9 protein-coding genes are annotated in these 12,275 nt (G+C 47.2%); 7 read left to right on the forward strand and 2 right to left on the reverse strand.

What is annotated here, in order from left to right; translation table 11 throughout:
• Positions 1-403: 403 nt before the first annotated feature.
• Positions 404-1,393, reverse strand: a complete 990-nt coding sequence (gene miaA, locus HRR27_RS07355; protein ID WP_173272359.1) for a tRNA (adenosine(37)-N6)-dimethylallyltransferase MiaA — start codon at positions 1,391-1,393, stop codon at positions 404-406.
• A 114-nt stretch (positions 1,394-1,507) separates the two neighbouring features.
• Entirely contained in the window at positions 1,508-3,493 is a 1,986-nt protein-coding gene (gene mutL / locus HRR27_RS07360; protein ID WP_173272361.1) for a DNA mismatch repair endonuclease MutL, read from the reverse strand.
• A gap of 173 nt (positions 3,494-3,666) precedes the next feature.
• Between mutL and apbC the strand changes: the two genes are divergently transcribed.
• The 7 genes from apbC to rsxG all read left to right on the forward strand — a co-directional run bounded on the left by apbC (position 3,667) and on the right by rsxG (position 12,275).
• Positions 3,667-4,797: an iron-sulfur cluster carrier protein ApbC gene (apbC, locus tag HRR27_RS07365; protein WP_173272363.1), complete on the forward strand. Its 1,131-nt coding sequence runs from the start codon at positions 3,667-3,669 to the stop codon at positions 4,795-4,797.
• A gap of 125 nt (positions 4,798-4,922) precedes the next feature.
• A complete protein-coding gene (metG, locus tag HRR27_RS07370) occupies positions 4,923-7,043 on the forward strand; it encodes a methionine--tRNA ligase (RefSeq protein ID WP_173272365.1) in 2,121 nt (706 codons plus the stop codon).
• A 146-nt stretch (positions 7,044-7,189) separates the two neighbouring features.
• Positions 7,190-7,765 (forward strand): electron transport complex subunit RsxA, encoded by a 576-nt coding sequence (rsxA, locus tag HRR27_RS07375; RefSeq protein WP_173272367.1) that lies wholly within the window; start codon positions 7,190-7,192, stop codon positions 7,763-7,765.
• A gap of 1 nt (position 7,766) precedes the next feature.
• A complete protein-coding gene (gene rsxB / locus HRR27_RS07380; protein ID WP_173272370.1) occupies positions 7,767-8,375 on the forward strand; it encodes an electron transport complex subunit RsxB in 609 nt (202 codons plus the stop codon).
• Positions 8,372-10,555, forward strand: coding sequence for an electron transport complex subunit RsxC (rsxC, locus tag HRR27_RS07385; RefSeq protein ID WP_173272372.1), 2,184 nt, complete (start codon positions 8,372-8,374; stop codon positions 10,553-10,555). Before rsxB ends, rsxC begins: the two co-directional genes overlap by 4 nt.
• Entirely contained in the window at positions 10,552-11,610 is a 1,059-nt protein-coding gene (locus HRR27_RS07390; RefSeq protein ID WP_173272374.1) for an RnfABCDGE type electron transport complex subunit D, read from the forward strand. The genes rsxC and HRR27_RS07390 overlap by 4 nt, the downstream gene beginning before the upstream one ends.
• Positions 11,611-11,618: 8 nt before the next feature.
• A complete protein-coding gene (gene rsxG, locus HRR27_RS07395) occupies positions 11,619-12,275 on the forward strand; it encodes an electron transport complex subunit RsxG (protein WP_243830806.1) in 657 nt (218 codons plus the stop codon).

A 12,275-nucleotide genomic window follows, 5' to 3' on the forward strand; every position in this document is an offset into this window, starting at 1 on the left:
ACCGTTCTCAGCAAAATCACAACCTACAAACTTGACTAAAGCGTGTTGAAAGAGCAATGAATACTCTGTCTAAACATTAAAATCGCTAGAAGCATAACACACCCTTAACGATTTCTAATATCAATTTAACTAATAGCATTCATAAAATCTACAAAATCCTTTATAAGCTAATAACTTAGGGGGATACAGAACAAGTTTAAAAGGCTTTAAGCACGACAGATTTGACTAAGCCAGAGACTGTTTGCCATCAAGCTGGGCCTAACAAAAACAGGCAATACCGCGTGCCCTCGCTTAAAACCGCAACGGGAAAGTCTTGCAATCCCTAAACGCAATCAATCAGGGCTAGTTACCTGCCTTTTTATCGTTATCTTACCTAATTTTGTGACGTTTTTATCTATCGCATTCACTGATAAATGAAAAGCAAATCTAAAGTATTGCGCAACCGCTCAGTTAAAGAGGTGGCAAATGGATCCAAAACCAATAAATCCGGCTCTTTGCGCAACCAAGTTAATTGGCGTTTCGCTAACTGTCTTGTCGCCACAATCCCTTTATGCACAAACGTTTCATAATCATATTCATCACTCAAATATTCCCAAGCTTGTCGATAACCGACACACCGTATCGAGGTCATCTCAGCGTGCAAATCACCGCGTTGCATCAACGCGGCAACTTCTTGCAAAAACCCCTGTTCCAACATAGCTAAAAAGCGCGTTTCAATTTGCTGGTGTAATTGAGCACGGTCTTGCGGCAACAGCGCAATTTTCACCAAACTAAAATCTTGGAGCGCCGACTTTGGATGCTCACGATGTTCAGTCAAGGTTTTGCCGGTCAAGTGATACACTTCCAGCGCCCGAATTAAACGCTGCGGATCATTTGGATGAATACGCTGCGCGGAGGTCGGATCCATTTCGAGTAACTGCTTATGCAAACTTTCTGGAGCCTCATCCCACTGCTGCTGTAAGTTAGCACGCAGGGTTTCGTCAGCGCTTGGTAAGTCATTCATTCCCTGCTGTAAGGCATTGAAATACATCATGGTTCCGCCGACTAACACCGGTAATTTACCGCGTGCAAAAATCTCCGCCACTAACCGATGCACATCAGCAACAAACTCGCTGGCTGAATAAGTCTCACTGGCATCAAGAATATCAATCAAATGATGTGGTACTTGCGCCATCTCGACCGCGCTCGGTTTTGCCGAGCCAATGTCCATCGTGCGATAAATCAGTGCTGAATCAACACTAATAATCTCAATCGGCAACACCTCAGCCAACGCCATCGACAACTGACTTTTTCCAGATGCCGTCGGCCCCATGATTGCCAATACCTGCTTGGCAGCAAGCAACGATTCAACCAGTGCGGCTGATTCCTCAACAGTCAGTAAAGATTGATTCATTTATCCTCTATCCTAGCGATGCGTTTTTTATTACTTCAAATTATTTCAATCGTTCAACAAACCCAATCAGGATTTATTCTGTGCTGCCCTTAGTCAAAGGTAGGAATTATTGACTTACTGACCGCGCATAAACAGTTTATCTAACTGTTCCATCGACAACTGTATCCACGTCGGTCGTCCATGATTGCATTGGTCAATTTTATCTGTCCGCTCCATCTGACGCAGCAGTTCATTCATCTCCGGCACACTTAACTGACGATTCGCGCGCACCGAACCGTGGCAGGCCATGGTTGACAGAATATGGTCGATTTTGGCATTCACCGCGTGCGCACTATCCTGTGCAATCGTTTCATCTTCGGCAAACTGGGCAAACTGCCCTAACATATCTTTTAACAGACCCACCACATCGGCCTTGACCAATAAAGCGGGAACAGCGGTAATTTTTAACTGCTCTGGCCCTATCGCCTCAATCGAAAACCCCAAGTCCTCAAAAGTGCTTTGCCAACCTTCCCATAGATAAACTTGCGACGCCTCTAGCGCAACCGCAATCGGTACCAACAAAGGCTGACTAACCAACCGCAATGTTTGCCACTGCTGTTTAAAACGCTCATACACCACTCGCTCATGCGCTGCGTGCATATCAACCAAGACCAAACCGTGGCGATTTTCCGCTAACACAAAAACGCCATGCAGCTGCGCCTTGGCAAATCCCAACGGTGGCATACTACTCGCGGCGTCACCATAATTATTGCGTGGTGCATCGGCAACTTGCGCTGCACTTCGACCATCACCCGAAACTTGAACATCATCTGACAAACCATCGCCATAACGTCGCGCTTGGACCAGTTGCTGCAAATCTTTTGCTTGTGAAGAACGAGGATAATCACCCAATGGTGCTTGAAAAGCCAAAGAAGCCGCCAATTCACCCTGTGTAGACCGACCACCAAAATCCAGTGTCATAGGAGAACTGGGCGACATTGCGCTTCTGTTTTGCGGAGCTAACAGCGCATCCACAGCCTTACCACTTCCCGGCTGCAAACTCTCACTGGCGGCCAACGGTTTGGCAACCGCATCTCGTACCGAGCGGCGTAAAAAATCATAAACATCGCGACTGTGTGCAAAACGCACCTCATGTTTAGCCGGATGAACATTCACATCCAACTGCTCAGGCGGCACCTGTAAAAACAACACATAAGCGGCGTGCCGTCCGTGATAAAGCACATCGGCATAAGCTTGTTTTAAAGCAAAACTTAACTGCCGATCCTTTACCACGCGGCCATTAACAAATAGATACTGCATATCGGTTTGAGCACGGTTAAAGGTTGGCAAACCAAGCCATCCACTCAAATGCCAATCTTGCACAGCAAACTCTATCTGTAATGAATGCTCAACAAACTCTTGTCCTAACAGTGTTTGCAACCGCAACTGCAAGGACTTTTCGTCCGTACAAGCGGGCAAATTGCGCACCATTTTTGCGTTATGTAATAACTTAAACCCTACCTCAGGATGACTCAAGATTATTCGCTTAACAAGTTGTTCTATTTGAATAAACTCTGTACGCGGTGCACGCAAAAACTTTTTTCGCGCCGGTGTATTAAAAAACAGATTGTTGACCTTAACCGAAGTCCCGAAAGCACCGGCGGCGGGTTCCGGCCCATGCCAAATGCCGTCCCCATGAGCACTGACTTGCCAAGCACTGCTGTCATGCACTGTACGACTGCGCAAAGTAAAATCAGAAACCGAACTAATACTCGCCAAGGCCTCGCCGCGAAAACCAAGCGAGCGCACCGCCACCAACTCTTGCATTGAATAAATTTTACTGGTGGCATGACGACTTACTGCTAGAAGCAACTCATCTTTTGCAATACCGCGGCCATTATCAACCACTTCAATTACATGATTCCCCCCCTCTTGCAAGCGAATTTCAATTTGATCAGCACCCGAATCCAGCGCATTTTCCAATAACTCTTTGATGACTGATGCTGGCCGCTCAACGACTTCACCAGCAGCAATCTGATCCGCCAGATTACTTGGCAATTCTGCAATCGCACGAATCGGCGCCAATGTCTGATGCTGTGCCAACCAGGCCAATAAACTCATTCCATCCCCTCCAGTTCAGGGCTTAAAAGCAGGCATAAAACGCCAGATTATACCCAAAAGGCCGTGCACTTATCACGCTTCCGCTTCATGCGCCGGAACGAACCTGTTAAAATAGCGCACAAAATTTTGGTACCTCGACATAGCACGAGATACAACGAATCAAAGGAAATGAAATGGGATTTTTAAGCAAACTTTTCGGTGGCAGCGACACTCTGGACGAAGCCTTACAAAACGCAATTGAAACGCAAATTAAAAAAGTACAGATTCCGCTCACCGAACAGGACATCCTAAGCTTAAAAGCACTTAAAGCGATGCACCTAAAAGGCAGCACACTCAGTTTGGAAATCAGCCTTCCTTTCCCGTGCCGCAGCTTATGGCCATCGATTGAACAAAATCTTGCACATCAACTAAGCCAATTAGAGCAGATTGATAAAGTGCACATTGCGTTTAGCACAAATGTCGTTGCACACGATGTTCAGAAAGGCACAACCCCAATGCCCAACATCAAAAACATCATTGCCATTGCTTCGGGCAAAGGCGGCGTTGGCAAATCCACAACGTCGGTCAATTTGGCTCTGGCTTTACAGCAAGAAGGCGCACAAGTTGGTATTTTGGATGCCGACATCTATGGCCCGAGCATCCCAACCATGCTCAATATCAAAGACAAACCACAGACCAAAGATGGCAAAAGTATGCAGCCGTTATACGCCTATGGACTGCAAGTCATGTCGATTGGCGCCTTAATCGAAGATGACTCGCCGATGATTTGGCGCGGGCCAATTGTCACGCAAACCCTTACTCAATTGCTCAAAGAGACCAATTGGGATGCGCTCGATTATTTAATCATCGACTTGCCGCCCGGCACTGGGGATGTGCAACTAACACTGGCACAACAGATTCCTGTCACCGGCGGCGTCATTGTCACCACGCCGCAACAGGTCGCATTGATGGATGCTCAAAAAGGGTTGAAAATGTTCCAGAAAGTGGAAATTCCGGTGCTCGGTATTATCGAAAATATGAGCACTCATATTTGCTCGAATTGTGGGCATGAGGAAGCTATCTTTGGTGCTAACGGAGGCAAATCAATGGCAGAAAAATATCATGTTGATTTTCTTGGTTCTCTCCCGCTAGACAAACGTATCCGCGAAGAAGCCGATCAAGGCTCTCCAACAGTAACCGCTGAACCAAACAGCGAAATTGCCAATAAATATCGTCACATGGGGCACCAAATCAGCGCCAAAATCGGCGTAAAAAAACGCAATTACGCCAATCTTTTTCCCAATATCGTGGTGCAAAATACCTGATTTCCCAGCATTCTAATTTGTACTTCTGATTTTTTATAATCCGGCTTACAGGCCGGACAAAAGACTTTATAATAGTCTGCTAATTTAATTTCATCGGCATCCACGCTATGAACGGAAAGGATTTTATGTCAACACCTGTCAGCCCTCGCAAAATTTTGATTACCAGTGCATTGCCTTATGCCAATGGCCCAATTCATTTAGGGCACTTGGTCGAGTACATTCAAACTGACATCTGGTCGCGTTTTCAAAAAATGCGTGGGCATAGTTGTACTTACGTGTGCGCCGACGATGCCCATGGCACACCGATTATGTTGCGTGCCGAAGCGGAAGGGATTACCCCTGAACAGCTTATTGCAAAATCTTCCGCCGAGCACCAAGCGGACTTTGCCGGTTTTAATATCGCATTCGATCATTACCATAGCACTCATTCGGAAGAGAACCGCGAATTTGCCAGTTTGATTTATAACCGTTTAAAAGAGAAAGGTTATATCTCACGCAAGTCAATTTCGCAGTGCTACGACCCTGAAAAAGAGATGTTCCTACCCGATCGTTTCGTTAAGGGAACCTGCCCAAAATGCGGAACCGAAGATCAGTACGGCGATAACTGTGAAGCCTGTGGCGCGACCTATTCACCAACCGAACTGGTTAATCCTAAATCCGCCGTTTCTGGCGCAACGCCGATTGAAAAAGATTCAGACCACCTGTTTTTTGAACTGGGTCAATTTGCCGAAATGCTAAAAGAGTGGACGCGTAGCGGTGCATTACAGACACAGATCGCCAATAAAATCGACGAATGGCTAGAAAGCGGTTTGCGCGGATGGGATATTTCGCGCGATGCGCCTTATTTTGGTTTTGAAATTCCGGGTGAAAAAGACAAATTCTTCTATGTTTGGCTGGATGCACCGATCGGCTATATGTCGAGCTTTAAAGCATACTGTGATAAGTCGGGTCTAAATTTCGACGAATATTGGCAGAAAGACTCTAAAGCCGAGCTATACCACTTTATCGGTAAAGACATTATCAACTTCCATGCGCTTTTCTGGCCGGCAATGTTGAGCGGTGCGGATTTCCGCACACCGGACGCGGTGTTCGCGCATGGCTTTTTAACCGTTGACGGTCAAAAAATGTCTAAATCTCGCGGCACATTCATTATGGCTAAGACCTATCTGGAGCATCTCAATCCAGAATACTTGCGCTACTATTTTGCAGCCAAACTGACCAGCCGTATCGACGATATTGATTTGAATCTGGAAGATTTTGCACAACGCGTTAACTCCGACTTGGTCGGTAAAGTGGTCAATATTGCAAGCCGAACTGCAGGATTTATTGTTAAAAAATTCGACGGAAAATTGAAAGAATCGTATTCTGATTTCGCATTTAACTTATATGGCGAATTTATTGATAAGGGTGATGAAATAGCAAAGCTTTATGAAAAGCGTGAATACGCTCATGCAATGCGTGAAATTATGGCTCTGGCAGATAAAGCGAATGAATACATTGCAGAGACTGCGCCTTGGCAACTAGCAAAAGAAGAAGGTAAAGAAGAAGAGCTTTGGGAATCTGCATCTTTAGGACTCAATATGTTCAGATGCATCATGATTTATTTATCACCAGTGATCCCAAAAACAGCAGAACAAGCTTGGCAATTTCTTAAAATTAAACCGCAAGTATGGATTAATTCTAAAGTTCCTTTAATGGGACAACACGAAAATAAATTAACAGAAATCAATAAATTTGAAGCCTTAATGACTCGTTTGGAAATGCCGGCAATCGAGAAAATGGTCGAGGCATCGGCACAATCGCTTGGTGCAAAAACCGCACCGGACGGTAAAAAAGACGACAAAAAACCGAAAAAACAGCAAGCACCGCAAGAGAAAAAGATGACCACAGACAACAACAACGGTTTTGATGCCCTTGCAGAAACCATCAGCATTGATGACTTTGCTAAAATCGATTTGCGTATCGCTAAAATCATCCACGCCGAAGCCGTGCCAGAAGCAGACAAACTGGTCAAACTAACCCTAGATATTGGTTTTGAACAGCGCCAAGTGTTTGCCGGCATTAAAGCGGCTTACAACCCTGAGGATTTAATTGGCAAGCTTACCGTCATGGTCGCCAACTTAGCACCGCGTAAAATGCGCTTTGGTCTTTCCGAAGGGATGGTGTTGGCTGCCGGCCCTGGTGGTTCGGATTTATATATCTTAAATCCAGACGACGGCGCACAACCAGGTATGCGTGTTAAATAAAATTTTCTACGGATAACAACTTGAGAAGCTCGCCAGCGGTATTTTTGCTGGCGCAAATTTCAAGGTCAAGGGGCTTATTTTGCGACGTTTATCAACGATAAACACTCGCATGAGCAACACAGCGATTGAGGTTTACAGCGGCTAAAATGCAAGATTATATTCTGATTCTGATTAGCACCGTCTTGGTTAACAACTTCGTTCTAGTGAAGTTCCTTGGCTTATGCCCATTCATGGGCGTGTCCAAAAAAACCGATGCCGCACTCGGCATGGGGTTAGCAACCACCTTTGTGCTTACACTCTCTTCTGTGCTCAGTTATTTAATTTATAACTACCTGCTTTTACCGTTCGGATTGGAGTTTCTACAAACCATCGCGTTTATTCTGGCGATTGCGGCAGTCGTCGGCTTTACCGAAATGGCAATTCATAAAACCTCTCCGGTACTCTATCAAGTGCTTGGTATCTATCTACCGTTGATTACCACCAACTGCGCTGTACTCGGCGTGGCACTGCTCAATGTCGGCGAACAAAACAACTTTATCGAATCGGCCTTTTTCGGCATGGGCGCAGCCATCGGTTTTACCTTGGTAATGGTGATGTTTGCCTCAATTCGCGAACGCTTGGAGGTCGCCGATGTTCCTGGACCCTTCAAAGGTGCACCGATTGCATTGATAACCGCCGGATTGATGTCAATGGCGTTTATGGGCTTCGGAGGCCTCGCTTAAGATGTCGTGGTTTGATTGGTTGCTTGAGATTGAAGCGATTCTGATTTTTCTTGGCTTGGCGCTCGCTTTTGGATTGGCGCTCGGTTTTGCGGCGGTACGCTTTAAAGTAGAAGGCAATCCTCTGGCCGAGCAATTAGATCGAGAACTGCCGCAAACCCAGTGTGGCCAATGTGGTTTTCCAGGCTGTAAACCTTATGCCGAAGCGCTGGCAAATGGTCAGTCTGAAGTGAATCTGTGCGTCCCCGGTGGTACCGAAGTAATGATTAAAATCGCACAAATTACCGGCCGCGAAGAAAAACCGATGGATGCCAGTGTGGATGAAACCAAGCCGCCGATGACGGCCTGGATTGATGAAGACCTGTGTATCGGCTGTGTCCTTTGCATCAAAGCCTGTCCAGTCGATGCAATTCTTGGCGCGACCAAAATGATGCATACGGTCATCCAAGCAGAATGCACCGGTTGTGATTTATGTGCCCCAGCTTGTCCAGTCGATTGCATCGAAATGAAGCCTAAAGCACTCACCCTAAAAAACTGGCAGTGGCCCGAACCAACTCAAGCTGCGGTAACTCAAACACAGCCGTTAGCGCAATTTGCGGAGCTGACAAAATGAATTTACGCGCCGTCATTGCCAGCAAAATCGCACCAATTTACCCGATGGCTAAACGCTGGTTGCACCGTTTTCATGGCGGTGTCTTTCCGCAATACAATAAATCACTTAGCACCCGCAACCCCATTTATCCGCCGCTGATGCCCAAAGAGTTGATTTTGCCGCTCCCCCAAGCGGTTGGCGAAAGCGCATTGCCGATCGTCAAAGTCGGTCAGCGCGTGTTAAAAAATCAGCTGTTGGCACAAGCAGACAGTAAAAATCAACGCCAATTAGTGGTGCCGATTCACGCACCGACATCTGGCATCATTGCCGCGATTGAACCGCGCACCTTACCCCACGCCTCTGGAATGCAAGCTTTATGCTTGATTTTGCAACCCGATGGACAAAACCAAGCCATCGACAATGTGTTACAAGTCGATGGCCATTGGCCGAAAGAACCGCAAGCACTCAAAGACCTATTATTGCATTCCGGCATTATCGGTATGGGCGGTGCAGGCTTCCCAACCTATGCCAAACTGCCGCAACAAAAAGGCAAAATCACAACCCTAGTCATCAATGGTGCCGAATGCGAACCGTTTATCAGTTGTGACGATCTTCTAATGCAAACCCAGGCCAAAAGCATTTGGCTGGGCGCACAGATTACCGCGCAAGCACTTGGCTGCCAAAAAATCATTTGTGGCATAGAAAACAATAAGCCCAAAGCAATCGCCCTAATGCAAGCCGCAGCCGATGCCCTTGCCAAAGAAGACAATGACGTTTTGCCAATGCACATACAGCAAGTCGCCACTGTCTATCCAATGGGCGGCCAAAAACAACTGGTGCTCGAAATCACCGGTTTAGAACTCGAATCTGGCGGTCATGCTATCGACCAAGGACTTTTAATGATGAATGTTGCCACCTTGCGCGCCATTTATCGTGCGGTGGTTTTTGGCGAACCTTTAACTTCGCGACTGGTTACCGTAAGCGGCGAAGGGCTTGAGGATGGCTTTAATATCGATGCGCTTATTGGCACGCCTTTTACTGAACTGACCGCATTGGCCAAACCAAAAAGCCCGATTAACTATCCATTGATCATGGGTGGCCCGATGATGGGCGTGCAAATGCCAGACAACCATGTACCAGTATTAAAAACCACCAACTGTGTTTTAGCCAATCCACCGGAAGCCCGCCAGATGCAGATGCCATGCATTCGCTGTGGCGAGTGCATGGATGCCTGCCCGATCAATCTGCTGCCGCAACAGATGTATTGGCATGCGCAAGGGCATGAGTACGCGAAAGTAGAAAAACTCAATATTAAAGACTGCATTGAATGTGGTTGTTGCAGCTATGTCTGCCCTAGCCATATTCCGCTAGTGCAATATTACCGGCACGCAAAAGCGGAAATTCGCGCCATCAAGGCGGACGCCCAAGCCAAAGAGTTGGCCAAACAACGACATGAGTTTCGATTAGAGCGCATCGAGCGTGAAAAAGCCGAACGTGAAGCGCGTTTAAAAGCCAAAAAAGAGGCCGTTAAACAGGCTCCAGCAATGGCACCTAAAAGCGCATCCGGTGCTGCACAAGCAGCAGCAAAAGCCAGAGCAGCTGCGAAATCAAGCGCATCCAATATGAGCGCGCGCGATAAAGCGATTCAAGCGGCACAAGCCGCCGCAGCAAAACAACAAGGGCAAACCGATAACGATAAAAAAACCAAAGGGCAAAGCCTCGGCACAGCTAAAGACAAAGTGATTGCCTCCGACGCGGCTAAAAAACGTGCGCAAGCCGCAGCGCAAGCCGCCGCAGCAAAACGCGCACAAAATCGAGCCGTGGCACCTGTCACCGAAGACCTACAGGTCGCCCCTCCAAATGCACGCGATAAAGCGATTGCCGCTGCCAAAGACGCTGCCAATAAAATAGCCACTCAAACTACCGATTTAAGCAGCAATGATGGACAAATTTCACCCGCATTAGCGAAAGAACAAGCACGTAAAGCCGCTATTGCCAAAGCTCGTGAAGCGGCCTTAGCACATAAAAAAACCGATGCCGATACGCCAAAGCTTGCTAATCCGCAAACAGGTGAACCAACAGAGACAAACAATGCACGCCAAAAAGCGATTGCTGCCGCTAAAGCCGCGGCAGCGAAACGCGCCGCAAAAGTGCAATCCGAACAGTCTGATTCAATGGATTCAAAGGACTCGAGCAGATGAGTTTTACCACCATACCGCCCTCCTCACCTTTTGCACACAATAACCAAACTGTTCGCAAAGTGATGTTGCAAGTTCAGCTGGCGGCCATGCCGGCACTGCTTATCCACATCTATCTATTTGGTTTTGGCATCGTCGTGCAGTGGCTATTAGCAGTAACGACTTTATTGGTGGTTGAATACACGATGCTCAAGCTGCGCGGCCGACCGGTACTGCCGTTTATTACCGATTTAAGTGCACTGATTACAGTGACCGGTTTGGTATTCTGCATTCCGCCAACTGCGCCTTGGTGGGTGATCGTCAGTGGTTCGGCGTTTGCACTGATTTTTGGTAAGCATCTTTATGGCGGTCTCGGTTATAACCCCTTTAACCCCGCGATGCTCGGTTATGCGTTTTTAATCATCTCTTTCCCTGTGCAGATGACAAACTGGATTATGCCAGCAGAAATCAGTGGCCACTTCATCAGTTTTATGGACGCGTTGCAAATCATTTTCACCGGCAGCTTTGACATCGCCAGCACCACTTTCGATGCCTTAACTGGCGCAACACCTCTAAATGAAATGCGTATCGGCATTGCGCAAGGCATTAGCGTTGCAGATACCTTAGCCCCCGTTGCAGGACATACCAGCAGCACCAACTTCTGGTTTGGACTTAATAGTTGGGCATGGCTCAATATCGCTTTTTTAATCGGTGGCCTGTATCTACTTTGGAAGCGCACCATTCGCTGGCAATTTCCAGTCGGTTTTTTGGGGTCACTGTTTTTGTTCGCTTGGCTGATGCATCAAATTAATCCGCAAATGTATCCACCTGCCGATTTTGTCTTACTATCCGGCGGCACCATGTTAGCGGCTTTTTTCATCATCACCGATCCGGTCACGGCCAGTACCACACCGCTTGGGCGTTTTATTTACGCTTGTGGCATCGGTATTTTGGTGTATGTGATTCGTACTTGGGGGGCCTTTCCGGACGGTTTGGCGTTTGCCATTTTGCTAATGAATATCGCCGTTCCCTTAATTGATCAATACACTCAACCGCGTGTCTTTGGACACGACCATTAGGCAGCAAAATGAGTCAAAAACCGATGTTCAATTCTGAACTTGTCAAGGCGATGAGTTCCTCAGCCGGAAAACTCAGCGGCTTTGTGGTGCTGTGCATTATCCTGCTCTTAACCGTTCGCGGCCTTACCGCGCCGCAAATCGTCGCCGCTGAGAAACAAAAATTATTGGATGGCTTTAACCAAGTCTTACCCGCCAGCCGTTATGACAATGACCCACTACAAGACCAATTGCATCTTAAAGACCCAGAACAGCTGGCATTGCTTGGTGCCAAAACGTGGGTGACCGTCTATCGCGCACGTAATGCAGGCCAACCCGCCGGAGCGATTTTCCAGACCATCGCACCCAATGGCTACAGTGGTAATATTGTGATTTTAGTCGGCGTTTTTCCAAACGGCGAAATCTCCGGAGTACGCGTTTTAAAACACGCCGAAACCCCTGGTTTGGGCGACAAGATTGAACTTAATAAAAATCCGTGGATTTTGTCTTTTAATGGCCGCACCTTAGATGCCAGCAACCTATCGATTTGGGCGGTTAAAAAAGATGGCGGAGAATTTGACCAGTTTACTGGGGCAACCATCACTCCGCGTGCGGTGGTAGGCGCTGTGCAAAAAGCGCTGCAAGTCGTCAATCAAATGGGAGAGCGTCTGTATGAAGAATCACAGTGA

It is taken from the genome of Thiosulfatimonas sediminis (assembly GCF_011398355.1).
GTDB classification, from domain to species: Bacteria; Pseudomonadota; Gammaproteobacteria; order Thiomicrospirales; family Thiomicrospiraceae; genus Thiomicrorhabdus; species Thiomicrorhabdus sediminis_A.

What these genes read in the sequence shown, in the direction of transcription:
- miaA (WP_173272359.1), bottom strand. Translation starts at nt 1,393, where the DNA reads ATGAATCAATCTTTACTGACTGTTGAGGAATCAGCCGCACTGGTTGAA.
- mutL (WP_173272361.1), bottom strand. Translation starts at nt 3,493, where the DNA reads ATGAGTTTATTGGCCTGGTTGGCACAGCATCAGACATTGGCGCCGATT.
- apbC (WP_173272363.1), top strand. Translation starts at nt 3,667, where the DNA reads ATGGGATTTTTAAGCAAACTTTTCGGTGGCAGCGACACTCTGGACGAA.
- metG (WP_173272365.1), top strand. Translation starts at nt 4,923, where the DNA reads ATGTCAACACCTGTCAGCCCTCGCAAAATTTTGATTACCAGTGCATTG.
- rsxA (WP_173272367.1), top strand. Translation starts at nt 7,190, where the DNA reads ATGCAAGATTATATTCTGATTCTGATTAGCACCGTCTTGGTTAACAAC.
- rsxB (WP_173272370.1), top strand. Translation starts at nt 7,767, where the DNA reads ATGTCGTGGTTTGATTGGTTGCTTGAGATTGAAGCGATTCTGATTTTT.
- rsxC (WP_173272372.1), top strand. Translation starts at nt 8,372, where the DNA reads ATGAATTTACGCGCCGTCATTGCCAGCAAAATCGCACCAATTTACCCG.
- HRR27_RS07390 (WP_173272374.1), top strand. Translation starts at nt 10,552, where the DNA reads ATGAGTTTTACCACCATACCGCCCTCCTCACCTTTTGCACACAATAAC.
- rsxG (WP_243830806.1), top strand. Translation starts at nt 11,619, where the DNA reads ATGAGTCAAAAACCGATGTTCAATTCTGAACTTGTCAAGGCGATGAGT.